This window comes from Bradyrhizobium sp. USDA 3364, from assembly GCF_054056355.1.
In genome coordinates this window covers 6,873,725-6,897,546 of record NZ_JBSRYG010000002.1, presented here as the reverse complement: position 1 = coordinate 6,897,546, position 23,822 = coordinate 6,873,725, and the positions used below count along the sequence as shown (strand labels likewise).

31 protein-coding genes and 12 tRNA genes are annotated in these 23,822 nt (G+C 64.8%); 12 read left to right on the top strand and 31 right to left on the bottom strand.

The window, feature by feature from the left end:
• Positions 1-94: 94 nt before the first annotated feature.
• The 7 genes from ACVILL_RS32370 to ACVILL_RS32340 all read right to left on the bottom strand — a co-directional run bounded on the left by ACVILL_RS32370 (position 95) and on the right by ACVILL_RS32340 (position 2,001).
• Entirely contained in the window at positions 95-331 is a 237-nt protein-coding gene (locus tag ACVILL_RS32370; protein WP_456732761.1) for a hypothetical protein, read from the bottom strand.
• Between the two features lie 141 nt (positions 332-472).
• Positions 473-1,378, bottom strand: coding sequence for a ribonuclease Z (locus tag ACVILL_RS32365; protein WP_456732760.1), 906 nt, complete (start codon positions 1,376-1,378; stop codon positions 473-475).
• A gap of 220 nt (positions 1,379-1,598) precedes the next feature.
• A tRNA-His gene (locus tag ACVILL_RS32360) sits at positions 1,599-1,674 on the bottom strand.
• Positions 1,675-1,679: 5 nt separating this feature from the next.
• Positions 1,680-1,756, bottom strand: a tRNA-Val gene (locus tag ACVILL_RS32355).
• A gap of 4 nt (positions 1,757-1,760) precedes the next feature.
• Positions 1,761-1,838: transfer RNA gene (locus tag ACVILL_RS32350), tRNA-Gln, on the bottom strand.
• Positions 1,839-1,847: 9 nt separating this feature from the next.
• Positions 1,848-1,919 (bottom strand) — tRNA-Glu (locus ACVILL_RS32345).
• A 7-nt stretch (positions 1,920-1,926) separates the two neighbouring features.
• Positions 1,927-2,001 (bottom strand) — tRNA-Arg (locus tag ACVILL_RS32340).
• 133 nt (positions 2,002-2,134) lie between these two features.
• Here ACVILL_RS32340 and ACVILL_RS32335 point away from each other — a divergent pair.
• Complete coding sequence (locus ACVILL_RS32335) at positions 2,135-2,362, top strand: hypothetical protein (protein WP_456732759.1); 228 nt, start codon at positions 2,135-2,137, stop codon at positions 2,360-2,362.
• Between the two features lie 46 nt (positions 2,363-2,408).
• Here the strand turns inward: ACVILL_RS32335 and ACVILL_RS32330 are convergent.
• The 16 genes from ACVILL_RS32330 to ACVILL_RS32255 form a co-directional block, all read right to left on the bottom strand.
• Positions 2,409-2,483: transfer RNA gene (locus ACVILL_RS32330), tRNA-Phe, on the bottom strand.
• A 187-nt stretch (positions 2,484-2,670) separates the two neighbouring features.
• Positions 2,671-2,747, bottom strand: a tRNA-Arg gene (locus tag ACVILL_RS32325).
• 34 nt (positions 2,748-2,781) lie between these two features.
• The gene (locus ACVILL_RS32320) at positions 2,782-3,318 is read right to left on the bottom strand and encodes an HNH endonuclease (protein WP_456732758.1); all 537 of its coding nucleotides are present in this window, start codon (positions 3,316-3,318) and stop codon (positions 2,782-2,784) included.
• 51 nt (positions 3,319-3,369) lie between these two features.
• Positions 3,370-3,445 (bottom strand) — tRNA-Asp (locus ACVILL_RS32315).
• Between the two features lie 4 nt (positions 3,446-3,449).
• Positions 3,450-3,533: transfer RNA gene (locus tag ACVILL_RS32310), tRNA-Leu, on the bottom strand.
• An 11-nt stretch (positions 3,534-3,544) separates the two neighbouring features.
• Positions 3,545-3,619 (bottom strand) — tRNA-Ile (locus tag ACVILL_RS32305).
• Between the two features lie 85 nt (positions 3,620-3,704).
• Positions 3,705-3,784 (bottom strand) — tRNA-Leu (locus ACVILL_RS32300).
• 24 nt (positions 3,785-3,808) lie between these two features.
• Positions 3,809-3,892: transfer RNA gene (locus tag ACVILL_RS32295), tRNA-Leu, on the bottom strand.
• A 218-nt stretch (positions 3,893-4,110) separates the two neighbouring features.
• Positions 4,111-4,305, bottom strand: a complete 195-nt coding sequence (locus ACVILL_RS32290; protein ID WP_456732757.1) for a hypothetical protein — start codon at positions 4,303-4,305, stop codon at positions 4,111-4,113.
• Between the two features lie 547 nt (positions 4,306-4,852).
• Positions 4,853-5,047 (bottom strand): hypothetical protein, encoded by a 195-nt coding sequence (locus tag ACVILL_RS32285; RefSeq protein WP_456732756.1) that lies wholly within the window; start codon positions 5,045-5,047, stop codon positions 4,853-4,855.
• A 74-nt stretch (positions 5,048-5,121) separates the two neighbouring features.
• Positions 5,122-5,484, bottom strand: a complete 363-nt coding sequence (locus ACVILL_RS32280; RefSeq protein WP_456732755.1) for a hypothetical protein — start codon at positions 5,482-5,484, stop codon at positions 5,122-5,124.
• A 59-nt stretch (positions 5,485-5,543) separates the two neighbouring features.
• Complete coding sequence (locus ACVILL_RS32275; RefSeq protein ID WP_456732754.1) at positions 5,544-6,002, bottom strand: hypothetical protein; 459 nt, start codon at positions 6,000-6,002, stop codon at positions 5,544-5,546.
• A gap of 54 nt (positions 6,003-6,056) precedes the next feature.
• Complete coding sequence (locus ACVILL_RS32270) at positions 6,057-6,221, bottom strand: hypothetical protein (RefSeq protein WP_456732753.1); 165 nt, start codon at positions 6,219-6,221, stop codon at positions 6,057-6,059.
• A 101-nt stretch (positions 6,222-6,322) separates the two neighbouring features.
• Positions 6,323-6,583: a DUF3551 domain-containing protein gene (locus ACVILL_RS32265; RefSeq protein WP_456732752.1), complete on the bottom strand. Its 261-nt coding sequence runs from the start codon at positions 6,581-6,583 to the stop codon at positions 6,323-6,325.
• Positions 6,584-6,952: 369 nt separating this feature from the next.
• Complete coding sequence (locus ACVILL_RS32260) at positions 6,953-7,804, bottom strand: 3-hydroxybutyryl-CoA dehydrogenase (RefSeq protein ID WP_456732751.1); 852 nt, start codon at positions 7,802-7,804, stop codon at positions 6,953-6,955.
• Between the two features lie 134 nt (positions 7,805-7,938).
• On the bottom strand, positions 7,939-8,130 hold the full coding sequence (locus ACVILL_RS32255) for a hypothetical protein (RefSeq protein ID WP_456732750.1): 192 nt from the start codon (positions 8,128-8,130) through the stop codon (positions 7,939-7,941).
• 660 nt (positions 8,131-8,790) lie between these two features.
• Between ACVILL_RS32255 and ACVILL_RS32250 the strand changes: the two genes are divergently transcribed.
• The 5 genes from ACVILL_RS32250 (at position 8,791) to ACVILL_RS32230 (ending at position 12,296) form a co-directional block, all read left to right on the top strand.
• Entirely contained in the window at positions 8,791-9,063 is a 273-nt protein-coding gene (locus ACVILL_RS32250) for a hypothetical protein (protein ID WP_456732749.1), read from the top strand.
• Between the two features lie 178 nt (positions 9,064-9,241).
• On the top strand, positions 9,242-10,531 hold the full coding sequence (locus ACVILL_RS32245; protein WP_456732748.1) for a hemolysin family protein: 1,290 nt from the start codon (positions 9,242-9,244) through the stop codon (positions 10,529-10,531).
• A 123-nt stretch (positions 10,532-10,654) separates the two neighbouring features.
• Positions 10,655-11,254 (top strand): formyltransferase family protein, encoded by a 600-nt coding sequence (locus ACVILL_RS32240; protein ID WP_456732747.1) that lies wholly within the window; start codon positions 10,655-10,657, stop codon positions 11,252-11,254.
• Between the two features lie 186 nt (positions 11,255-11,440).
• Positions 11,441-11,800, top strand: a complete 360-nt coding sequence (locus ACVILL_RS32235; RefSeq protein ID WP_456732746.1) for a hypothetical protein — start codon at positions 11,441-11,443, stop codon at positions 11,798-11,800.
• Complete coding sequence (locus tag ACVILL_RS32230) at positions 11,745-12,296, top strand: hypothetical protein (RefSeq protein ID WP_456732745.1); 552 nt, start codon at positions 11,745-11,747, stop codon at positions 12,294-12,296. Before ACVILL_RS32235 ends, ACVILL_RS32230 begins: the two co-directional genes overlap by 56 nt.
• 68 nt (positions 12,297-12,364) lie before the next feature.
• Here ACVILL_RS32230 and ACVILL_RS32225 read toward each other — a convergent pair whose 3' ends face one another.
• On the bottom strand, positions 12,365-12,571 hold the full coding sequence (locus ACVILL_RS32225; protein ID WP_456732744.1) for a hypothetical protein: 207 nt from the start codon (positions 12,569-12,571) through the stop codon (positions 12,365-12,367).
• 11 nt (positions 12,572-12,582) lie between these two features.
• Positions 12,583-12,981, bottom strand: coding sequence for a RidA family protein (locus tag ACVILL_RS32220; protein WP_456732743.1), 399 nt, complete (start codon positions 12,979-12,981; stop codon positions 12,583-12,585).
• A gap of 145 nt (positions 12,982-13,126) precedes the next feature.
• Between ACVILL_RS32220 and ACVILL_RS32215 the strand changes: the two genes are divergently transcribed.
• Positions 13,127-14,002, top strand: coding sequence for a DMT family transporter (locus tag ACVILL_RS32215; protein ID WP_456732742.1), 876 nt, complete (start codon positions 13,127-13,129; stop codon positions 14,000-14,002).
• 87 nt (positions 14,003-14,089) lie between these two features.
• On the opposite strand, the gene ACVILL_RS32210 is transcribed toward ACVILL_RS32215, so the two are convergent.
• Positions 14,090-14,329 (bottom strand): BrnA antitoxin family protein, encoded by a 240-nt coding sequence (locus tag ACVILL_RS32210; RefSeq protein ID WP_456732741.1) that lies wholly within the window; start codon positions 14,327-14,329, stop codon positions 14,090-14,092.
• A gap of 3 nt (positions 14,330-14,332) precedes the next feature.
• Positions 14,333-15,307 (bottom strand): cysteine synthase A, encoded by a 975-nt coding sequence (gene cysK, locus ACVILL_RS32205; protein WP_456732740.1) that lies wholly within the window; start codon positions 15,305-15,307, stop codon positions 14,333-14,335.
• Positions 15,308-15,533: 226 nt separating this feature from the next.
• Between cysK and ACVILL_RS32200 the strand changes: the two genes are divergently transcribed.
• Entirely contained in the window at positions 15,534-15,749 is a 216-nt protein-coding gene (locus tag ACVILL_RS32200; protein WP_456732739.1) for a hypothetical protein, read from the top strand.
• 10 nt (positions 15,750-15,759) lie between these two features.
• Here ACVILL_RS32200 and tgt read toward each other — a convergent pair whose 3' ends face one another.
• Positions 15,760-16,893, bottom strand: coding sequence for a tRNA guanosine(34) transglycosylase Tgt (gene tgt, locus ACVILL_RS32195; protein WP_456732738.1), 1,134 nt, complete (start codon positions 16,891-16,893; stop codon positions 15,760-15,762).
• 249 nt (positions 16,894-17,142) lie between these two features.
• Between tgt and ACVILL_RS32190 the strand changes: the two genes are divergently transcribed.
• From ACVILL_RS32190 to ACVILL_RS32175, 4 genes are all read left to right on the top strand, one after another.
• Complete coding sequence (locus tag ACVILL_RS32190) at positions 17,143-18,279, top strand: patatin-like phospholipase family protein (RefSeq protein WP_456734415.1); 1,137 nt, start codon at positions 17,143-17,145, stop codon at positions 18,277-18,279.
• A gap of 96 nt (positions 18,280-18,375) precedes the next feature.
• Positions 18,376-19,149, top strand: coding sequence for a TetR/AcrR family transcriptional regulator (locus ACVILL_RS32185; RefSeq protein WP_456732737.1), 774 nt, complete (start codon positions 18,376-18,378; stop codon positions 19,147-19,149).
• Between the two features lie 357 nt (positions 19,150-19,506).
• The gene (locus ACVILL_RS32180) at positions 19,507-20,043 is read left to right on the top strand and encodes a PepSY domain-containing protein (protein WP_456732736.1); all 537 of its coding nucleotides are present in this window, start codon (positions 19,507-19,509) and stop codon (positions 20,041-20,043) included.
• Between the two features lie 287 nt (positions 20,044-20,330).
• Positions 20,331-21,368 (top strand): aspartate-semialdehyde dehydrogenase, encoded by a 1,038-nt coding sequence (locus ACVILL_RS32175; protein ID WP_456732735.1) that lies wholly within the window; start codon positions 20,331-20,333, stop codon positions 21,366-21,368.
• Positions 21,369-21,748: 380 nt separating this feature from the next.
• Here ACVILL_RS32175 and queA read toward each other — a convergent pair whose 3' ends face one another.
• The 3 genes from queA to ACVILL_RS32160 all read right to left on the bottom strand — a co-directional run bounded on the left by queA (position 21,749) and on the right by ACVILL_RS32160 (position 23,819).
• The gene (gene queA, locus ACVILL_RS32170; protein WP_456734414.1) at positions 21,749-22,825 is read right to left on the bottom strand and encodes a tRNA preQ1(34) S-adenosylmethionine ribosyltransferase-isomerase QueA; all 1,077 of its coding nucleotides are present in this window, start codon (positions 22,823-22,825) and stop codon (positions 21,749-21,751) included.
• Between the two features lie 116 nt (positions 22,826-22,941).
• A complete protein-coding gene (locus ACVILL_RS32165) occupies positions 22,942-23,406 on the bottom strand; it encodes a peptidylprolyl isomerase (RefSeq protein ID WP_456732734.1) in 465 nt (154 codons plus the stop codon).
• Positions 23,382-23,819 carry a hypothetical protein gene (locus ACVILL_RS32160; RefSeq protein WP_456734413.1) on the bottom strand — a complete coding sequence of 146 codons (438 nt, stop codon included), beginning with the start codon at positions 23,817-23,819 and terminating at the stop codon, positions 23,382-23,384. The genes ACVILL_RS32165 and ACVILL_RS32160 overlap by 25 nt, the downstream gene beginning before the upstream one ends.
• Positions 23,820-23,822 lie beyond the last annotated feature (3 nt).

Below are 23,822 nucleotides of genomic sequence, written 5' to 3'. Positions count from 1 at the left end.
AAAAGGCTCCGCATCGGTGGACCAAGTTAGGCCACGGCGAAATTGATCTTTGAACACCTCGCGTTTGCTCGAGAACGCGACGAGACTCTTGACGTCAGCCCAGCGGCAGCTCGCCCTGGCCGCCCGTCCAGTCGATGATGTCGACCTGGAGCCCGCGCTTCAGCATCTCGGCCTCGAGACTGCCGGCGTGCCGTTTCCACTCGGGCGTCGCGCGAACCCGGAATTTTGGCTCTTCGCCGATGGCCTCGAATTCATCGTCGGCCTTCAGCGCACCGCGGACGGCTTCGTACATCATCGTCAGGCTGGCGTCGGTGAAGGCGCCGTAGTCCATCGGTCGTCTCCTTCGCACGGTGACACGCAAAAGGCCGCCACGTGTTCACTCGTGGCGGCCTTCTGCAAGCGGCCCATCCAGACGGCCTGCGACGAGGTTGCGCGAGTCGGGTTAATGAACCGTTGTTCGTGCTGCCTGCGCTCAGATCGTGATGCGGTCGAAGTCGACGGCGACCCGGCTGTTGGCGAAGGTTTTCGTTGCCTCCGCCAGAATGTCCTCGTCCGCGTAGCGGCCCGAGATATGGGTGAGGACGAGCTGCTTGACCCCGCTCTGTGCCGCAAGCGCAGCAGCTTCGCTCGCCGTCAAATGCCCGTAGTCGCGCGCGGTGACGGCGTCGCGCGCGAGAAACGTCGCTTCGATCACCAGCAGATCGGCGTCCCTGACATGATCGGCCAGACCATCGGTGGTTTCGGTGTCGCCGACAATGACGAGCTTCCTTCGCCCCTGAGCCGGGCCAAGTACATGTTCCGGATCGATGGTGCGGCCGTCGTCCAACCTCACCTGTCGTCCCTCCGCCAGTTCCTTGCGCACCGGCCCATCAGGCACGCGCAGCGCGAGCAGCCGGTCCGGGAGCAGATGCCGGCGTATCGCGCTCTGAAAGGAGAAAGCGAAACTGTCCGTGTCCCTGTGGCGGACCGGAAAGCACTCGACGGTGAATTCGCCGGCGTCGATGAAGCGCCCCTCGGTCAATGGCACGAGATCAAGCGGGATCGGCGCTCTGCCCTCGCCCCAGAGGCCTGCCAGCATCCGGACAACGACATCGAGCGTGCCAGGCCCGGCATGGATGGTCATCGCATCCGGGCTCTGCCGCAACCGGAGGGTCGAAAACAACCCGGGAATGCCGAGCACATGATCGAAATGTCCATGCGTCAGCAACAGGTGATCGAGCCGTCGAAAGCCGGCGCCGCTCCGCAGCAGCTGGCGCTGCGTTCCCTCGCCGCAATCGACCAGGATACGGGTGCCGCCTGCCTCGACGAGGATGCCCGGGTGATTGCGCTCGGAAGACGGCACGCTTGCCGAGGTCCCCAGAAAAGTCAGCGCGAACATCGCAGCACCTCTGCTTCGCCATCTGCCGACGGCTGCATGCCACCGAGACGAAGCATCTGATGGCAGCCTCGCTTCGCGTCTTCAAGTGCCCACGACGATGGTGGGGGGCCGACGACGCGCCGTGCTCGGCGCGCCGATGTTGGCGGGACAGCCAGGCCTCGAACCTGGAGCCTCCGGGGTTGGAAACCGGCGCTCGTCCACTTGAGCTTCACTCCCGAATTGGTCCCGCCTGTCGGAATCGAACCGAGCGTTCCCGGGTCCACAACCCGATGTCCTGACCACTAGACGAAGGCGGAGAGATTGGTCCCGACGGGCGAGGTCGAACCGCCGACTGGCGCGACTTGTGCGGCCGCCGCTCTGCCACGGAGCGACATTGGGCAGATGGCAGGCGCGGCAGGACTCGAACCTGCGGAATGTCGGATTCAGAATCCGATGCCTTGGCCAGCTTGGCTACGCGCCTGTGAGACGGCGCTCCCTATCGGACTCGAACCGATGCTCCTGGCTCGAAAAGCCAGTGTCCTGACCGCTAGACGAAGGGAGCAAAATACTGGAGCCCACGGCAGGATTCGAACCTGCGTCCTCCTCGTCCGTAGCGAGGCGCTCATCCATTGAGCTACGTGGGCAATTGGCACTGCCTGCGGGACTCGAACCCGCGTCAACCGGCCGAGAACCGCAAACTAGTTCTGTTCGATAACAATGTTCCTCGATACTCAATCAGGAGAGTACGCTTGCCTCGCATTGGTCAGGACGAAGATTATGCGCAAACTTCTTTTGAGCTCGCTCGCAGTCGCGTCATTCGCCGCCGCCTTCCATACCACCGAGGCGAATGCAGTGTTCTGGCGCGGCGTCACCGCGCCGACGAATATCGACATCCACGGCTACCCGATCATCAAGGAGCCGCCGCCGAGCCCATGCCAGCTCATCCATGTGAACGGCTACTGGGTCCGGCAGTGCCTGGATTTGTCGCGTCGCGGGTGGTGGTAAACCGAGGCGGCTGCCGGCTGGACGGCTGAGCGACGCCTCTTTCAGATGGTGCCCGGAAATGGAATCGAACCACTGACGCGCACGCCTTCAACGTGCCGCTCTACCGCTGAGCTATCCGGGCGAAGTTGCGAAGCATCCGCGAATTGGTGCGCAGAGACGGAGTCGAACCGCCACAGGTTTAACCGGCGCGTTTACAGCGCGTTGGGCTCGCCACATGCCACAGTGTCTGCGCGTGATATGACGCCAGGTTCAGTCGGAGCGACGGTCCTCAGGCCCACTGGCGGACCATCCCGCACTCTCCAATGACATGGCTGCCCCGGCACTATTCGAACGTACGGCCGCCGCCTTCGCACGGCGGCGCTCTGCTCCACTGAGCTACGGGGCAAAAGGATGACCGGCGGCAAACCTGCCGCCGGCCATCACTTCTCGAGTTCGACGTCCCAGTACAGGAAGTCCTGCCAGGACTCGTGCAGGAAGTTCGGCGGAAACAGACGCTGCGCCGCCACCAGATCGTGCTGCGTCGGCTCGTACGGCGCCCGCAACGGCTTCTGGCGGAAGCGGTCCTTGCGCGCGTTGCACGGGCTGCACGCCGCGACGATGTTGGTCCAGCAGGTCTGGCCGCCATCGGCGCGCGGCACGACGTGGTCGAACGTGAGCTCACCGCGCAGGTGCTGCTCGTCGCAATACTGGCAGCGGAAGCGATCGCGGAGGAACACGTTGAAACGCGTGAAGGCAACCCGCGTCCGCGGCTTCACGTAGTCGCGCAACGCGATCACCGACGGCAGCCGCATCACCGTCGACGGGCTGCGGACGACCTGGTCGTATTCCGCGACGACGACGTGCGATCCACGCACCACCGCCTTCACGGTGTCTTCCCAGCCGAACAGGGACAGCGGGAAATAGGACAGCGGCTGGAAGTCGGCATTCAACACCAGCGCCGGATTTGCGGCGAACATCGTCGACCTCCTTGTCGGTTGGTGATTGCGGTGCAGTCCTTGCAAACATAGTGGCGCCTCCGACGGGAATCGAACCCGCCAATGCTCGATCGACAGTCGAGTCCCGTCGCCAGCTGGGTCCGGAGGCAATCTGGTGCGGCCGCCGAGACTTGAACTCGGATGCACGAGGCGCGCGCCTCTCAAGCGCGTGTGTCTACCGTTTCCACCACGGCCGCGCATGAGTGTTTGGTGCACGCTGCTGGAATCGAACCAACTGCCACTCGCTTATCAGGCGAGGCCCTCACCGGTCGGACTAACGTGCGTTGATGGTGCGCGCTGACAGGATCGAACGGCCGACATCCTGCTTGTAAAACGGGCGCTCTCCCGCTGAGCTAAGCGCGCGAATGTGGTGCCCCAGGCCGGATTCGAACCGGCAAGAGAAACTGCTTTTGAGGCAGCGGCGTCTACCATGTTCCGCCATCGGGGCAATGGCAGCGCATTGGAATTGCAATGGTGCGGACGGAGGGACTCGAACCCACATGCCGAAGCGCCGGCGTCTGAGACCGGTGCGTCTACCAAATTTCGCCACGTCCGCAATCGATGCTGCCGGCACAGGTCGCGCGCGATCGCGTTACGCGTGCGCTGCGTCCACGCCGGCGAGAGAAAATTCACAAACAGCCGGAACGAGCCCGGCCAATCAGAAAACCTCCGCTGCCTGAAACCACCGTTTGCCGCTCCACCGAAGGAGACCGGTACCGGTCAGCGGATCGCCTTATGTCCTTGCGGGGGCGATCATCCCGTATCGAATTCGCTTCACGCAAGCGAACGCTCGCCGCGTCGATGCGGCTGAGTTCGGTTGACGTAATCGAGATAGATCTTGCGGGCCTGGGCCTCGGTGACCTGGCGGCGCGCCACGACGATACGCACGAAGGCGCGCGCGACCGGCGAGGAGAAGATCCTCTGCTCGGCACGGTTCTCGAGTCCTGTGGTGGTCTTGGTGCGGGCCATCTGCCCTCTCCGCCTGATTTGGCGGAGGGTCAATTCCCGCCGCCGGTTACGCTCTTGCTGGTATTGCTAGCTCTGCATCGGCCAGATAGTTCGGACCTGGCTTCGTCACGGTCAGGCACGACCAATCGCTCGACCGGGTAAACGGACGTTCGATGGCGGCGAGCGCGACGAGATGTGAGCGTAGGCGCAACACGGTTCGGTCCTCAGAGCGCAGGCAATCATTTGCCGGCGGATTCGATGGGGCAGCGGTATGCGCAGAAGTCGGCGAATCCGTCAAGGCCCCCGGCGCCACGCAGTCACCCGACGCAGCGCTCGTTCAAGAGCGCCGCACGCGGTTTGGCGCGGCGGCTAACTGCCTCAAGATATGGGCGATTTGACCGGGGTACAGCGCCCTGCCTTCACTGCGACATCATGGCCAAAAAAAATTCGCCGAAAGCTCTCGCGCGCACCCGAAAATCGATGGCCGGGCGCACCGGTTCATGTATTTGCCATGGCGGAGTCCGTGTCGGCCGGACGCGCGCCGCGTCCTTGTCACTCGCTCAAGGGGTCACAGCTTCAGGCGTCGAAACAGTTGCGCCAGCGCGGTGTTGGCGGATTGCGCGCGGCACTCGAGAAGTTCGGCTGCGGTGGCGTAGTTGTGCGCGAGGATCTGAAGCGCGCGGCGGGCATCCGGCAGCGTCGATTGCTCCGCCATCTCCAGGCACTGGTGCTCGAAGTATCTGAGCTCCTCAAGTTCGGTCATTGCGATTCGTCCGATTGGGTTCCGTATTCTCGAACTCAGTGCCTCCGCGAACCAGTGAAAGTTTGGCAAGATTGTTACAGGCGCCGGACGATGTCGCCGCAATGTTTCTGGACGCATGATTTGACAATCACTGCTCCGTGACCGGGCGGGTGCGTGCTGCGCGGGTCGACAAGCGCGTTCAACCGTTTCAGAATATGCGAGTCTTGCTTCGCACGCAGCAGTGATTTGACCGAGCGCGGGCATGGTTGCGGCACTTCGTGTTTGTTCTGACAGTTGCGCTGGCGAAGCATGGCGTTGAAGCAGGCCGCAGACGGCGCTGCATCGAGTTGGCCTTGTTGAACCAGATGAAGAAACGCGATTGGGCCTTCGTGGCGGCCTGTGTAGCAGGCGCTCTGCTGTTCGGTGTCTGGAGTTTCCAGATGGGGATCGCGTTTCATCGATCCCAGCAGGCCGCAACGGACCTCTCCAGCTCGCACCGGCGGAGCCACACCCCGGACTAGGCCCAGGCCAGTCCGGCAACGACGGCGGGCTCGTCGTCGTCGGACTTGGCGCGCGTGAGCCGGCGGCGGCGCGTGACATCCTTCGCCCGACGATGGCGAATGTCAAATCCGCGCAGTGCCGTCGCTAGTTGCCGCGGCATGCCGCGCATCAGATCGATGGCCTGCCGGACGACGGCCACCACGGTGGCAACGCGCGTCAACAGGCCGATCAGAAAGATCATCGAGAAGATGTCGATATAGGCTAGCACATCGCCGACCAGCATCAACTCGGGCGGAAGCGGAATCCGGTGCAGATAGGCGCCGATCACGATGACGACCGGAATCAGCGCAATCAGCCTGCGTAACGTCAGGCGGTCGAGCAAGGCGGCGAGTTCAACGACCAGGATCTGCCAGAGCCAATCGCCCAGTGCGGCCGGCTTGTCGATCGTCCAGATCTGCCACAACCGTTTCCACATCGCAGCGCTCGCGTTGTCCTGCGGGCAACCAAAGTCCGGGGGCAATAACGGCGGCTACGGCTTCGACGACGCCTCGCCTGCGTCGCCCTCGACCGAGGCGCCCTGCCCATCAGCGGAATCGGCCGACGGAAAAATGCGCTCGTAGTTCGCCCGGGCTTCGCGGATCAGACGCGCGCGCTCCCGTTCGGACTTCGAAATGAACCTGATGATCTCACCCATGTGCTCTCCAAAGTGCGCTCCAAGGCAGGGGACAATTGTCCAACCGCCAGCAATGCAACCATCGTGCCTGATGGTCGCATCGCCGATGTCCTGGCGGCCGCTTACCGGATCGGCCGCGGCGCTATCCGCTGCTGGCTGAACGCAACGCGCGGATTGATGCCGCAATAGGCATCGCGGCCTGACGCCGACGCCTCGCATTGCTGATAGGTCCGGTAACCGCAATAGCCGGGATATCCCTCCTGCCTGCCCTGGATGCACCAGGGATAGTCATAGGGATCGGCTGCCGCCGGCTGTGCGGAGCCGACAATCCAGCTTGTTCCGAGCGCCGCGAACGCCAGAATTGCCCAATTCGACCTGCGCATGATCCTGCTTCCTTCCACAATCGGCACCCAGCCGTTGATCTAGGTACGCCAGCAGGATCTGCGAGGTTTCCGGTCGCGGCCTCAAGAAGCTGTGACCCGATCCTCCGGGCGCTCCCCGCCGCCCCGGCGCACCTCGGAAGCCGATGCGCATCGTCCGCAACGGACTTGGACCAAACAAAAGCTTGGACCAAACAAAAGCTTGGACCAAACAAAAACTGGGACCAAACAAAAAAACGAGGCCCGGTGTGCCTAGGAGACCGGGCCTCGTTTCTGATGTCCCCCGCCTCGTGGCGGATCAGGTGTATTGGTTACGCGAGCTTGTCCGCGCGATCCATCCCGGATGACTACGGGGTCGGACGCGCGCAGATCTCACTTGCTGTAGCTGTAGAACCCCTGCCCGGTCTTGCGGCCGAGATGGCCGGCATCGACCATCTCCTTCAAGAGCGGCGCCGGCCGGTACTTGGGATCGTTGAAGCCGGTGTAGAACACCTCCATCACCGACAGCATCGTGTCGAGCCCGATCAGGTCGGCAAGCGCGAGCGGGCCGATCGGATGATTGCAGCCGAGCTTCATGCCGGCATCGATCTCCTCGGCGGTCGCAATGCCTTCCTGCAGCGCGAAGATCGCCTCGTTGATCATCGGACACAGGATGCGGTTCACCGCAAAGCCCGGGCTGTTCTTCGCCGTGATCGCGACCTTGCCGACGCGCTTGGCGAAGGCTTCGGCCTTGGCGACCGTGTCGTCAGAGGTCTGCAAGCCCTTGATCAATTCGAGCAGCGCCATCACCGGCACCGGGTTGAAGAAGTGCATCCCGATGAAGCGGTCGGGACGATCGGTCGAAGCCGCAAGGCGGGTGATCGAGATCGACGAGGTGTTGGTTGCGACCAGCGCGCTCGGCTTCAACCCGGCGCAGAGATCCTTCAGGATCTTGATCTTCAGCTCCTCGTTCTCGGTCGCGGCCTCGATCACGAGATCGCAGGCGGCGAGCTTCGACTTGTCGGTGGTCGCAGTGATGCGCCCGAGCGTCGCGTCACGGTCGGCCGCGGTCATCTTCTCCTTGGCGACCAGGCGATCGAGACTGGTCCCGACCGTCTTCAGGCCGCGTTGCACCGCCGCGTCGGAAATATCCACCATGGTGACAGCAAGTCCCGCCGCCGCGCAGACCTGCGCGATGCCGTTGCCCATGGTCCCCGCGCCGATAATGCCAACCGTCTCAATCATGCGTTCGTCCCTCGTCGCTTGCGCGGCCGCTCGGCCGCATCGTCAAAAACGGCGGACCGTGGGGTCCGCGGATGGCGCATGAATAGCAGTCCGGCCCTACGGCCGATACAGCAGATGGCGGTATTCTGGTGGGTCTATTCGGGGCGCGGCGGGTGCGGCCGCCGCGACGGAACGGCGGTGCGGGGCGGCACTTCGGTCCGGGACGGCTCGGCCCTGCGCGACGGCTCGAGCACGCGATTGAGGCGCACGATCCACCAGGCAAACCGCCCGTAGCTGCGGCGCAGCGCCGGTACGAGCCCCTCGTCGATATCCTGGTCACGATCCATGCCCCTATCGTTAACGTGGATCCTTGAATGAACGGTGTGTGCCATCACCTGCCGCGCCGGCAATCGTTAGGAACTCGGCAACTATTTAGCGCGAGTCTCGATGGGTTAACGGCGGCGAACGCCGGAATTGCATACGGAAGACCTTGCGCCGCAGCATAGCAATGCCGGCGCGACTCGCATTTAGTTGATCGAATTTTCTGCGGAGCGCCGCGACACAAGGACATTAGACGACGAGGGCTACGCCCATGCTTGCTGAAAAATTCATTTTGCTTCTCGAGACGTTGCTGAGCGGCCAGACCCATTCCGACGGAAGCCCGCGTGTGGTGAGCTCCTCGCCCCACATCCCGATCGAGCTTCCGAGCGCAAGCCGGCCGGAAGGCAACCTGCCTCGCTAGGCCTCTTGCCGGCGCAAGGTTAGCCGTCGCAGCCATAGCCTGCGCGGAATGCTGGTCGCGACATTGCCTGCGCGAGCCCGCGGTCATCGCCGTGACGCACGCGACCGACTGCAAGCATCGTCGTCGCAACCTGCGCCGCTGACGCGAGCAACAACGCGCCTGCCGCATCCGATCGCCCCTGCACACGCCCGAGCAAGATAAAGCTAGGTGAAGCGACGCGAATCAGCGTTACTTTGCAACTGATCACTGCGTGGGATTTGGCGGCATGACCCGACCCGACGTCCTCGATCAGAGAGTTCTGGATCAGAAGGTTCTGGATCAGAACATTCGCGAGTTGCAGGAGTGGCTGCGCAAGGCCTGGCAGCAACTTGCGGACCCCTCGCTCACGGCCTTCTCCCGGCGCGAACTGCGCAACCAGATGAAGCAATGCAACGCCGATTTGCGCATCCAGCTGCGGGCCGTTGCCGAACGAGCTGCGATGCAGCCTTCTTCGTCTGCCAAGACCTTCGTCAGGCCGGAGCTGCGGATACTCGCCTAGGACTTGTCCGGCTGTCGCGAGCGCCGGCGCGCCAAAATGCCGCGATCTCCTGCTACATGCGCGCCATACGCACCCTCTGCTTGTGCGGGGACATCGGACGGGGCACAGCAAAACTGCCCCGGTATGCCTATATTGGGCGCCGTACAGCGGCCAGCGCCGCCAACGTTTAGGGACTCCCGTGTTATATCTGGAACTTGCGATCGTGGCGGTCTTGATCGTCGTCAACGGTCTGTTGTCGATGTCGGAGCTTGCGATCGTGTCCTCGCGCCCGGCGCGCCTCGCGGCGCTGGTCGAACGCGGCGTCAGCGGTTCGCGCCGCGCGCTTGCGCTGGCCTCCGATCCCGGAAAATTCCTGTCCACGGTGCAGATCGGCATCACGCTGATCGGCGTGCTGTCGGGCGCCTTCTCGGGCGCCACGCTCGGCCAGCGGCTTTCGCAATGGCTGTTCGAGCTCGGGGTGCCGGCCAACGTCGCCGACGCGGCCGGTGTCGGCATCGTCGTCGGCGTGATCACCTATGCCTCGCTGATCGTCGGCGAGCTGGTGCCGAAGCAGATCGCGCTGCGCGATCCCGAGGCGATCGCGGTGCGGGCCGCGCCGGCGATGACGGTGATGGCAAAACTGTCGCTGCCGGTGGTTTGGCTGCTCGACCGCTCCGGCAAGGCGTTGCTGTGGCTGCTGGGGCATCGCGAGGATGCGCAAGACCGCGTCAGCGAGGACGAGATCAAGACGCTGGTGGTGGAAGCCGAAAACGCCGGTGTGCTCGAGCCCGGCGAAAAGGAGATGATCGCCGGCGTGATGCGGCTCGGCGATCTTCCGGTCGGCGCCGTGATGACACCGCGCCACGAGGTCAGCCTGATCGACCTCGCCGCCCCCGCGCCCGAGATCCTGTCGACGCTGCAGAAGAGCAGTCACTCGCGCTGCGTGGTGTTTGACGGCAACCGCGATCATGCGCTCGGCATCGTGCAGGCCAAGGACGTGCTCGACGTCTACCTCGCCGGCCAGACGCCCGACATCCGCGCGCTGACGCGCGATGCGCCGATCATCCCGGAGACCGTCGATGCCCGCGACGTGGTCGCGATCCTGCGTGACTCCGCGGTCCATATCGGCCTCGTCCACGACGAATACGGCACCTTCCAGGGCGTCGTCACCAGCGCCGACATCCTCGAGGCCATCGTGGGCGCCTTCCATACCGAGGAAGGCCCGGCCGAGCCCGCCTATGTCAGGCGCGCCGACGGCTCCTACCTGATCTCGGGCTGGATGCCGGCGCTCGAGTTCAGCGAACTGCTCAACATCGTGCTGCCCTCGCCGCGGCCCTACCAGACCGCGGCCGGCTTCCTGCTGCATGAATTCGGCGCGATCCCCGATGTCGGCGCGAAAACCGCCGCCCAAGGCTGGGAATTCGAGATCGTCGACCTCGACGGCCGGCGCATCGACAAGGTTTTGGCCGGCAAGCAGCCGGCGGCCTGACATTTGCCACCCGGCCGTCCTGTTGATAAGCGGCAAGACAGCGAAACGGGCGGCCGCGGTGTGCTATCGGCATTAGCGGCAGCCCGGCCAAATCCCCGAGTAAACCCCACGGAAGTGATCCCCATGCGCATTACCCTTGTCGGTTCCCGCCATTTCGGCGTGACGACCCTGAACATGCTGCGCGAACACCACGTCACGCTGGTCAGGGTGGTTGTTCATGACGGCGAGGACCGGCTGGCGGCGGCGGCCAGGGCGGCCGGCATCGAGGTCGTCGTTCAGGCCGATCCCAAGCTGGTGACGGCCGCCGAGATCGCGCCGGGAACCGACCTGATCGTGACCGCCCACAGCCACGCCCGCGTCAGCAAGGAGGCGCTTGCCGTGGCCAAGCTTGGCGGCGTCGGATACCACCCGTCGCTGCTGCCCCGCCACCGCGGCATCGCGGCTGTGGAATGGACCATCAAGGAAGGCGATCCGATCGCCGGCGGCAGCATCTATCACCTTGCCGATCGCATGGATGCCGGCGCTATCGCCGCCCAGGACTGGGTGTTCGTCAAGAAGGGCGAGACCGCCCGCGAATTGTGGGAGCGCGCGCTGGCGCCGCTCGGTCTGCGCCTGCTCGCCGAGGTGATCGACTACGGCAAGGTCAACGGATCGCTGCCGGCCAAGCCGCAGGATGAGCAGTTTGCGACCAAGGCGCCAAACCTGAGCCCGACCAAGCACTAAGCCGAAATAAGGTAACACAGCACCACAACGGCGCGGGTCGATTTTTCGTTCCGCGCCGGAACCAAATTCACTACGATGTGTTTGAGTTCGCAGGAACTTTCCGGGGTTCCTGCGGTGCAGCAAAGTTTGAACACATTGTTCCCGGATAAGCCGCGTCATCTCACCCAAATGACAGGAATTTGATTCATGCGTCCGATCCGCATTCGCGACCTGCTTGTTGCATCGCTCGTCGCCTCCGCAGCCATTGCCGCCGCCGCTCCCGTGTCCGCCCAGCAGCCCTATGACGGCCTTTGGAATGTCACCGTCGTCACCAAGACCGGCAGCTGCGAGCCGTCGACCCGCTCGACCGTGACCGTCGCCGAAGGAAAGATCTCGGCGCAGGGCGCGGCGATCTCCGGCACCGTCGGCAGCGGGGGACTTGTGCGAGTCTCGATCAATGGTGCATATGCGAACGGACAACTCAGTGGCAACTCCGGATCGGGGAAGTGGAATGGGGCATCAGCTGGCGTACCGTGCAGCGGCCGATGGGAAGCGTCCCGTCAGTAAGTTCAGCGCATCGAAATTCTTCGCCAAATCGCGGCGGCCAGCATTTGCAGCCGCCGTTTTTTTCGTGACTGCGTTGGCTAGCACCGCCGGCCATGCGCAGTCCGGTCCGTTCGCCGGCATGGCGGGCACCTGGTCGGGCGCCGGCTCGGTCACGCTGGACGACGGCTCAAGCGAGCGCATCCGTTGCCGTGCGACGTATCACGTCGGCGGGCCCAGGATGACCATGAACCTCACCTGCGCCAGCGACGCCTACAAGTTCAATTTGGCCGCCGACGTGCAGGCCGAAGGCAGCGCGGTCAGCGGCAACTGGAGCGAGTCCAGCCGCAATGTCAGCGGCGACCTGCGAGGTCGCGGCGGCGGCGGCAATTTCCAGGTCGTTGCCAGCGCCCCCGGCTTCAACGCCGACATCTCGATGCGCACCAGCGGCAACAAGCAGTCCGTCACGATCAGGGCCGACAGCCAGTTCCGCGGCGCCAGCATCACGCTGACGAAGTAACCGGCCTTCAGACAACAACGCCCCCGGGACCGAGATCTCGGGGGCGTTTTTCATTGGCCATGCGCTTGCTATCCCGTGCGTGGCTTGCCAAGATTCTCGGCGGTCTGCTGGATGGTGCGGGCGATCAACAGCGCCTGCTCCTTGGTGACCGCAAAGTCGTGCACACCTTTGTCAGTCGTCATGGAGATCACCATGATATCCGGCTGTTGCTCCGGCCAGCCGGTCGCGAACCCCGTGAGGAGCTCAGGCGCCTTTCGCATGTTGCTCTTGTTCATCGCTGAAGGTCCTATGCTGCGGGAATGAATGCCGTGACCTCGATCTCGACCTTGGCGCGCTGATCGACCAGCCCGTCGATATAGAGCAGCGTGGATGGCGGGAAATTGCGCCCGAGCGTCTCCTTCCACGCCGCGCCGATACCGGCGCCCGCAGCCTCGTATTCGCTGCGGCTGGTCAGGTACCAGGTCAGCCGGACGATGTGCTCGGGACCGGCGCCGGCTTCGTGCAACAGCTTGATGATGCGCTTCAGCGCGGTGCCGACCTGGGCGGCCATGTCGGGGGCATAGTCGCCCTTCTCGTCGCCGCCGGTCTGCCCTGCGAGCACGATCCATTGGCCTGGCGCGTCGAACGCGACCCCGTGCGAAAAGCCGCGGGGTTTCGACCATTCGGCCGGTTGCAAGACACGCATGAGCAGATCCTCCTGATGTGATTATTCCCGACCTGCATAGCATCGATCGCGCGCCCGGCGCACCACCACGTCTGCAGAAATGCGCGTTGCAAATTCGTGTGAGCTCGCCGATACCGGGCATCCCTCCTCACGTCGTTTTTCCGTCATGGACCGCACGCCCTCAAAGACCCGCGCAGCGCTATGGATGTCCGGCTGGCTCGCGCTGATGCTGATCGTGGCGGTGGCCGGCCGCGAGGCGACGCGCGAGGTCAATGTCTTCCAGCTGATGGCCGTGCGCGGCGTGCTCGGCTTCGTGATGCTCTACCCGCTGATCCACATCAATGGCGGGCTTGCGATCGTGAAGACCGCGCGCGTGCACGTCCATATCGCGCGCAACCTGATCCATTTCTGCGCGCAGCTCGGCTGGTTCTATGCGCTGACCTTGATCCCGATCGGCCAGGTGGTCGCGATCGAATTCACGATGCCGATCTGGACCGCGATCCTGGCGGCGAGCTTCCTCGGCGAACGGATGACGTCCTGGAAAATCGTCGCGATCGTGCTCGGCCTGGTCGGCGTGATCGTGATCGTGCGGCCCGCGACCGGTGCGATCAATCCGGGCCAGCTGATCGCGCTCGGCGCGGCGGTCGGCTTCGGCATCTCGGTTGCCGTGGTCAAGTCGCTGACGCGGACCGAGCAGACGCTGACGATCATGTTCTGGATGCTGGTGGTACAGTCGCTCGCGAGCATCGGGCCCGCGCTCTATGTCTGGACCTGGCCGCCGCTCACCACCTGGGGCTGGCTCACGGTGATCGCGTTCTGCGGCACCTTCTCGCACTACTGCATGGCGCGCGCCTTGCTCCACGCCGACGCCACCGTGGTGATCCCGATGGATTTCATCCGCGTGCCGCTGACGGCGATCGCCGGCTGGCTGATCTACGCCGAACGGCTCGACGCCTACACGGTGCTCGGCGCGGCGATGATCCTGGCCGGCAACCTTCTGAACCTGAAACCGGGCGCAAAGGCGTCGCCACGCGCAAGGTGACGCGCGCGTTGCGACGCGGCCGGCGCCGCCGCACCACGACAGCAAAGAGCCCGGGGATCATCCCGGGCTCCTTTGTCTCGATGTGTGCTACTTGCCGGCGGCCTTGCGCAGCGCCGCGTTGATGCGGTCCTGCCAGCCCGGACCGCCCTCCTGGAAGTATTCCAGCACGTCCTGATCGATCCGCAGTGTGACCTGCTCACGGACGCCGGGGACGGCCACCGTCTTTGGCGGCGCGTCAGCGACCTTGGTGGTGGCGCGCTTGAACGCCGCCTCGGCCTCGCTGCGGGCATCATTCAGGGTACGCGGTCGCCTCGGCTGATCGGCCATATCTCAAATTCCTTCAAACAACGCCGTCGAGAGATAGCGCTCCGAGAACGACGGCACAATCGCCAGAATGGTCTTGCCCGCAGCTTCCGGCCGCTTGCCGATCTGCATGGCGGCCGCGATCGCGGCACCCGACGAAATACCGCCGGGGATGCCTTCGTTGCGCGCCAGCGCGCGCGACGTTTCGATCGCGGTCGCGCTGTTGACCTTGACGATCTCGTCGATCACGGAGCGGTCGAGGATGTCAGGAATGAAGCCCGCGCCGATGCCCTGGATCTTGTGCGGCGTGTGCTGGCCGCCCGACAGCACCGGGCTCTCCTCCGGCTCCACCGCGACAATCCGCAGCGACGGCTTGCGCGGCTTCAGCACCTGCCCGACCCCGGTGATGGTGCCGCCGGTGCCGACGCCGGCAACGAAATAATCGATGTTGCCGCCGGTGTCGTTCCAGATCTCCTCGGCCGTGGTGCGGCGATGGATTTCAGGATTGGCGAGGTTCTTGAACTGCTGCGGCATCACGGCGTTCGGCGTCGTGCGCACCAGTTCTTCCGCGGTCGTGATCGAGCCTTTCATGCCCTGCGCGGCCGGGGTCAGCACGATCTCGGCACCGAGGAAGGCCAGCATCCGCCGCCGTTCGATCGACATCGATTCCGGCATCACGAGCTTCAGCCGGTAGCCGCGCGATGCCGCGACATAGGCGAGCGCGATGCCGGTGTTGCCCGAGGTCGGCTCGATCAGCACGGTGTCGGCGTTGATGATGCCGGCCTTCTCCATCGCCACGATCATCGCCGCGCCGATACGGTCTTTCACGCTGGCCGCCGGGTTGAAGTATTCAAGCTTGGCGAGGATCGTTGCGTTGACACCGTTGGCTTCCGGCAGTCTGCGCAGCCGCACGATCGGCGTCGAGCCGATCGCATCGACGATGGAGTCAAAGACGCGTCCGCGTCCGGGTTGCACTGCACTCGTTGTCGACGGCGCGTCCATCAAGCGGCTCCTGTTGCGGGATGTACTGGAAATATGCGGTCTTCTCTCATTAGAAGCGGCGCATCACGACGCGCAAGTGAGAAACCGCAGCGACGCAAATTCGTTGCATCGCAAAATCAGAACCTGCGTAAATAACGTAAAACCTACGCATTTGTGTTGCGACAAGGTCAAACAATTCAGGCTATATACTTAAGTCAGGTGCAGCTCAGAACGCAAAGGAGGTCACATGCCAGCTCTCGCTGAAGTTCTGTCGACCACGGCGTCTCGGCCCGATCCGCGCGGCAGCGATTTGCCGACCTGTCCGGTGTGTGCGGACTCCATGGTGGCGGCGGAAGCGTCCGCGTACCTCTACGACAATTTGATCAGCTATCTCTGGACTTGCGACACCTGCGGTTACGGGTTCGTGACAAAGCACGCGGTCAAACCGATCGTGTGCAACTGATCACTTAAGCTCACCTCGGAGCGATGTCACCGCGCGCCCAACCGGCGCGCGTTTTCGCTCGAAAGTCCTCGAATGTGCCGTTTGCGACCGCGCCGCGGATGCCCTGCATCAGCTGCTGGTAATAGGCGACGTTGATTTCGGACAGCAGCATTGCCCCAAGCGTTTCGCCTGAGCGCACCAGATGGTGCAGATAGGCGCGCGAATAGCCGCTCGCCGCCGGCCACGGGCTCTCCTCGTCGAGCGGACGCGGATCGTCGACGTGCCGGGCGTTGCGCAGATTGATCTGCCCGAATCGGGTGAACGCCATTCCGTGCCGTCCGTTCCGTGTCGGCATCACACAGTCGAACATGTCGACGCCGCGCGCCACCGCCTCCAGAATGTCCTCCGGGGTGCCGACGCCCATCAGGTAGCGCGGCCGATCGGACGGCAGCGCGGGCGCGGTCTCCTCGATCATCGCCAGCATCACCGCCTGCGGCTCGCCGACCGCGAGCCCGCCGATCGCGTAACCGTGAAAACCGATGTCGGTGAGCCCGCGCGCGCTGGCGTGCCTGAGGTCGGGCACATCGCCGCCCTGCACGATGCCGAACAGCATGTAGCCGTCCGGCGCCGCCTCGAAGGCGCGCTTGGAGCGTTCGGCCCAGCGCAGCGAGAGCTGCATCGCGCGATCGATGTCGGCGCGGTCGGCCGGCAGCCGGACGCATTCGTCCATCTGCATCGCGATGTCGGAGCCGAGCAGCCGCTGCACCTCGATCGACCGCTCCGGCGACAGTTCGACCTTGGCGCCGTCGATATGCGAGCGGAAGGTCACGGCCTTCTCGGTCACCTTGCGCAGCTCCGACAGCGACATCACCTGGAAGCCGCCGGAATCCGTCAGCATCGGCCCGCCCCAGCCGGTGAAGCGCTGCAGACCGCCCAGCGCCGCGATGCGCTCGGCGCCCGGGCGCAGCATCAGATGATAGGTGTTGCCGAGCACGATATCGGCGCCGGCGTCGCGCACCTCGCGCCAATGCATGCCCTTCATCGCCCCCGCGGTGCCGACCGGCATGAAGGCGGGCGTCCGCACGACGCCATGCGGCGTGGTCAGGCGCCCGGTGCGGGCGGCGCCGTCAGCTGCCAGCAGCTTGAAATGATTGGGAAGTGTCATGCGGCTGCTTATTGCGTGTCACCGACGCCCGATCAACCCGTCGGGTAACGCGTTGCGCGCGACTTCGTGAACGTGGACGGCCGGACGGAAGCTTGCCCCGGACCGGCGCCGGCATTAAACAAAACGAAACCGTATCGTTTTATGTCAAGAATAAGGCGACGGACCTTCCCGCCGCGACTTCAATCCGCGCGAAACCTGACCGAGATGTCCTCCCCCTGCAGCGCCCGGCCTGACGGCATCCGCCATCGGATGATGACGGCCGCCCGCGCGCTCCGGCAGGCGGTGCTGATCTGCGGCCTCGCCGTCGCGCTGGCGGCCTGCAGCACGCTGCCGCGGATGCCCTACACGGCCGCCGACGCCGCCGATTCGCGGGTGCTCGATCTCGACGGGCTGCGCCGCTATGCCGACGAGCCTGCGTCCAAATTCAAGCTCGAGAAGAGCGACCTCGCCCCGATCAAGACCTATCTCGCCCTCTCCGGCGGCGGCGCCGACGGCGCCTATGGCGTCGGCGTGCTGAACGGCTGGACCGCGGCCGGCAACCGTCCGAACTTCTCGGTCGTCTCCGGCGTCAGTACCGGCGGGCTGATTGCGCCCTTTGCATTCCTTGGGCCTCGCTACGACGACACGCTGAAGGAGGTCTACACGTCAGGCATCGCCGAGAGCCTGCTGCAGGATCCGAGCCTGATGCGGGTGCTGTTCGGCTCCGGCCTGTTCGGCAACAAGCGGCTGCGCGAACTGGTGGCGCGCTATGTCGGCCCGGACATCCTGACCGAAGTGGCGCGCGAAAACGCCAAGGGCCGGAAGCTCCTGGTCGTCACCACCGATCTCGACACCCAGCGCACGGTGATCTGGGACATGGGGCGGATCGCCGCCGTCGGAACGCCCGAGGCGCTGCAGCTGTTTCGCGACGTGATGGCCGCCTCCGCCTCGATCCCGCTGGTGTTCCCGCCGATCATGATCGACGCCGAGGGCCAGGGCCGGCGCTTCCAGGAGATGCATGTCGACGGCGGCGTCACCGCGCCGGTGCTGACGCTGCCGGACGCGCTGATGTTCCGCGAACGCGCCTGGCCCGCCAATGGCCGCATGAACATCTACATCCTCGTCAACAAGAAGCTCGAGGGCAATTTCCAGCTGGTGTCGAACTCGACGATCGACGTCGCCTCGCGCAGCATTTCCGCGATCACGCAGGCGCAGACCCGCTCGGTCATCCTCTCGACCTATGATTTCGCCCGCCGCAACCGGCTGGGCTTTCACCTGTCCTACATCGAGCGCGACTACCCGGCACCGGAAACGCAGGGCTTCGACACCGCCTATATGCGCGCGCTGTATCAGTACGGCTACGACAAGGCCGCCGCCGGGCAGGCTTGGACCGCGACGCCGCCCTGAGCGGCCTGCCCCAGATACCACCGAATGGACGAATCCGGGCCGCGCGGGTTATAGACCGGGCGGACCTTTCCGACGCACAACGAGATGAATGGGCAAATGGGATTGACGGCATCCAGGGCCAAGGCGTCCAACAAGGCGGCCAAGCGCGGCGTGATCAAGTCCCGCGGCGGCCGGCCAACGCGGGACGCCGCGATCGAGCGCGACCAGCGGCTGATCGAGGTCGCCACCCGGCTTTTCCTCGAGCGCGGCTTCGATGCGACGTCGATCGACGCGGTGGCCGAGGCCGCCCGCGTCAGCAAACCCACCGTCTATGGCCAGTATGGCGACAAGCGCGGCCTGTTCACCGCGGTGCTCCGGCGCGAGATTGCCCGCTGGCTCGCCCCGCTCGCCGCCGCCGCGGCTGAAGCGCAGGGCGACGGCAATTGCGAAGGCTCGGCCGAGGAACGGCTGATCGAGCTCGGGCGCCAGTTATTGGTGCTGAATTGCAGCGCCGACTCCATCGCCTTCAGCCGCATTCTGACCGCGCAGGCGATCAATTTCCCCGAGGTCGCCAGGCTCGCCGTCGACGAGGGCTGGTCGAAGGCGGTGTTCACGACCGCGGATTTCTTCGACCATCTGGCCGACAAGGGCGTCCTCGATCTCGAAGACACGACGATCGCGGCCGAGACCTTCCTCAACATGGTGGTCGGCCACACCCATCGGATGGCGACATTCGGGATTCCGATCGACATGAAGACCGCCGAGACCCGGATGGAAGTGTCGATCCGGCTCTTCCTCGCGGGCGCCGTCGGACCGCGGGACCGGCTGCGTGACGCCGCCAGGGCGACCGCCAAGGAAACGGCAAAGGGCCGCCGCCGGCCGGCGCGCTGACAGTTTTTAGGATCGTTTCATCGCCTTACACGTTGCCGTGATGAGCCTTGAATAAACAGAACGAAACCGTATTGTTTAGTTGCAAAGAGACTCGGAACCCCAGTTCAGCCCCCCAAGGGGTTTTGCGTCGCCTTGTAAACTTCGACCGTCACGACGGAGCCGCCGCCATCGCTCCGTCTGAACGTTCGGCGGCCGACCTCTGACTAACAAAGGTCGGCCGCTTCTTCTCCGCCTCGACGGCGGTTCGACGCGACGGAAGCGATCATGACGACGGGACGATCACACGCACTGCGGCGTTGGGCATTCGGAACGCGGCTGCTTGCGGCCGTGCTGCTGGCCGCGCCCGTGAGCCTTCCCTTGGCGTCGCCGGCCCATGCGGCCACGGGCTCGGCGGCCGCAGCGCTCACCCCGCAGGACGATGACAGCGCGCTGGACGCCCACGCGGTTCGCCGCGAGCTCGACAGTTTCCAGGCGGCCCAGATCTCGCTGCGCAAGGCGATGGCGATTGCCGAGGCACTGCACTCCGGTTCGATCACCGCCGACATCAGCTTCGACGGCGGGTCGGAGCCCGCGGTCTACCGGGTCAAGACCATGCAGCAGGACCGCATCTGGCGCCATTCCATCGATGCCGCGACCGGCAAAGTGATCGGCGACGAGGCCGCCTCGCCGCTGACATCGCTCGGGGACGAAGACCGCGGCAACCTCATGGTGCTCCGGGCACTCCGGCATCGCCTCGGCGATGCGGTGCGCGTCGCCGAGCACACGACCTCGGGCAAGGCGATCAGCGGCGGCCTGATGCGCGAGCGCGGCAAGCTCAATTTCGTCATCGTCGTGCTCACCGGCAGCGATCTGAAAGAGGTCATCCTCGAGCCGCCCGGCGTGCGCAGGCGCTGAGGCCCGCTTTGGGCGTTGCCGGATTTTCGCCCAAAAGCCGTTGACGGACGCCGATCTCTCCCGCATAAGTCCGCACCATGATCACCGCGACCAAACGCACCACCAAAACCACCAAGCCCTCCGGGGCCTCGGGAGGCGTGCGCGCGTAGTCGGTCGTACCGCATCATCTCTGCCCGAAGCCCCGCCTGATGAAGGTCCGGGGCTTTTTTATTGCCTGCAGCACAACAGCATGGTCCGGAAAAGTGGGAACCGGTTTTCCGATCAGATCATGTTCAACCGAGACTCGAATGGAGGACAAAGTGAGTAACGATCCCGTCGTCGCGATTGTCGGCGTCACCGGCGCAGTCGGCGCCGAATTCATCGCCACCATGGACAAGCGCGGCTTCCGCGTCGGCAAGCTGAAGGCGCTGGCGAGCGCCCGCTCGGCCGGCAAGACCGTCACCTTCCGCGGCCAGCCTGTCGTGATCGAGGAATTGACCGATCGCGCCTTCGAGGGCGTCGACATCGCGCTGTTCTCGGCCGGCAGCGGCATCTCGAAGAAGTTCGCGCCTGCCGCGGTGAAATCCGGCGCCGTCGTGGTCGACAATTCTTCGGCGTTCCGGATGGATCCGAACGTGCCGCTGGTGATCCCCGAGATCAACGCCAACCGCATCCGCGACCACAAGGGCATCATCGCCAACCCGAACTGCGCCGCCATCACCGCGCTGGTGCCGCTGTGGCCGATCCACCAGAAGAACCGCATCAAGCGCGTGATCATCTCGACCTACCAGGCCGCGAGCGGCGCCGGTGCCGCCGCGATGGACGAGCTCGTCGAGTCGACCCGCGCCAATCTCAATGGACAGGTCTACACCCCGAAGGTGATGCCGCACCCCTACGCCTTCAACCTGTTCAACCACAACACCGCCGTCGATCCGGAGACCGGCTACAACGACGAAGAGACCAAGGTCATCAAGGAGACCCGCAAGATCTTCGAGGACGAGAAGATCGCGATCGGCGTCACCTGCGTGCGGGTGCCGGTGCTGCGCGCGCATTGCGAGGCGATCACCCTCGAATGCGAGAGGCCGATCACCGAGGATCAGGTGCGCGCGATCATGGCGCAGGCGCCGGGCGTCAAGATCGTCGACGATCGCGTCAAGAACTACTTCCCGATGCCGATCGACGCCTCCGGCCAGGACGACGTGCTGGTCGGCCGCATCCGCAAGGATCTCAGCGATCCCTCCGGTCACTCGATCTCGATGTTCGTCGCGGCCGATCAGCTCTTGAAGGGCGCTGCGCTGAACGCGGTGCAGATCGCCGAGCTGTTGCCCGAACGCGCGATGGCGTGAGAGGCGACGCGGCGACGCTAAACCCGTCATCCTGAGGAGCGCGTCGCGCGTCTCGAAGGATGAATCGGCCACAGCCGGGCCGTCGCCCCTTCGAGACGGCCGCGTTGCGGCCTCCTCAGGGTGACGGGTCCATCCCGTCATTGCGAGAAGCGAAGCGACGAAGCAATCCATCTTTCCACATACGCGGAGCGATGGATTGCTTCGCTCCGTTCGCAACGACGAACAAGGACCCGTCATCCTGAGGAGCGCGAAGCGCGTCTCGAAGGATGCGCGGCCCCAGCTGGGCCGTCGCCCTTCGAGACGGCCGCTGCGCGACCTCCTCCGCGACAACGGCAAAGCCGTTGCGCGGGGGTGACGGTGACATGGCTGTGCTTGCGGACCTAGCTCTTGGCCCGAAACAGCAAGCACGCATCGCCATACGAATAGAACCGGTAGCCGCTCTTGATCGCATGCGCGTAGGCGCTTTGCATGGTCTCGAGGCCCGAGAAGGCCGAGACCAGCATGAACAGCGTCGAGCGCGGCAGATGGAAATTGGTCAGCAGGATATCGACCGCGCGGAAGCGGTAGCCCGGCGTGATGAAGATCGAGGTTTCCGCCGCGAACGGCTGGACGGTGCCGTCGGCATTGGCGGCGCTCTCCAGCAGCCGCAGTGAGGTGGTGCCGATTGCGACGATCCGGCCGCCCTTTGCCCGCGCGGCGTTCAAGGCGGAAGCGGTCTCTGCGGTGATGCAGCCCCATTCGGCGTGCATCCTATGCTCGGAGGTTTCGTCCACCTTGACCGGCAGGAACGTCCCTGCCCCGACATGCAGCGTCAGCCGGTGCAGATCGACTCCGCGGCTCTTCAGCACGGCCTCCAGCGCCGGCGTGAAGTGCAGTCCCGCGGTGGGTGCGGCGACCGCGCCTTCATTGGCCGCGAACATGGTCTGGTAGTCGCTGACGTCCTGGTCGTCGGGCGTCCGCTTGGAGGCGATGTAGGGTGGCAGCGGCGTGGCGCCGACATCGGCGATGGCCTGGTCGAGCACCGGGCCGTGGAACGAGAATGACAGCGTCACCTCGCCCTCCTGCCCTTTGGACTCGACCTCCGCATCGAGATTGCCGAGCAGGCAGACCCTGCCCTCATTGCCGAAGCGGATGGTGTCGCCGGGCGCAAGCTTCTTTGCCGGCTTCACCAGCGCCTGCCAGCGCGAGCCGTCGAGCCGTTTGATCAAGGTCGCCTCGATCTTCGGCTCGGTCTCGCGCCCGATGCGGCGGCCCCTGAGCTGGGCTGCGATCACCTTGGTGTCGTTGACGACGATCTGATCGCCCGGCTCGAGCCAATGCGGCAGGTCGGCAATGGTGGCGTCGCGCAGCACGCCGTCGGGATGCACCACCAGCATGCGCGCGGAATCACGTGGGCTCGCGGGGCGAAGCGCGATGCTCTCGGGCGGCAGTTCGAAATCGAAGAGGTCGGTGCGCATCAAGGCCCAGCCACGCCGTTCCGGGACGATGCGCAGCATCGAACCCGGAACCTCGAGATTGTGGCGCGAGATTCCGGGTTCGTCGCTTTCGCGACGCCCCGGAATGACAGCGTCAGTTACGCCGCGTCGGCGGCCATGCGCGCCGTCACGATCTTATCCGGGTTCTGCACCGGCTCGCCGCGCTTGATCTTGTCGACGTTCTCCATGCCCTCGGTGACCTTGCCCCAGACCGTGTACTGGCCGTCGAGGAAGGACGCGTCGTCGAAGCAGATGAAGAACTGGCTGTCGCCGGAATCCGGATTGGCGGCGCGGGCCATCGAGGCGGTGCCGCGGATATGCGGCTCCTTGTTGAACTCGGCCTTCAGCTTCTTGCCGGAGCCGCCCATGCCGGTGCCCTGCGGGCAGCCGGTCTGCGCCATGAAGCCGTCGATCACGCGGTGGAACACGATGCCGTCGTAGAAGCCCTCGCGCACCAGCTCCTTGATCCGCGCGACGTGGCCGGGCGCGAGATCCGGACGCATTTCGATCGTGACCGGGCCCTGGGTGGTTTCGAGGATCAGAGTATTTTCGGTAGCAGCCATGCTCGCTTCTCCTGGCTTCGGGGTGGATATTTCTTATTCCTGAACGGGATCGCGAATGGGCGGCCAGCCACCGCGCCGCCGAGACTCTCGGTAAATGGCAACGGCGTGCAGCGCTGCAACGTCTCCATCACCGCGACCCGGTACGCAATCCGGTCGTTGTCGGTCGCCTCCTGCGATTCATAGCTGATCCTGGGATGCCCGAGGATCGCGCCCTCACGGTTGAAGCTCACAATGACCGTAATGTCGATCGGCCCGGCCTTGTCCGCCGGCGGCGGCCGCCAGCAGCGGTGAATGGCCAGAACAACGTCCCGGATCGTATTGAGTTGCTCCGGCTCGGCCCGCGCCGGCGTCGCCAGCGCAAGGCAGATCAGCGGCGCGGCGAACCAGGCAAGTGGTCTGCTGCGCGCCGCCATCGC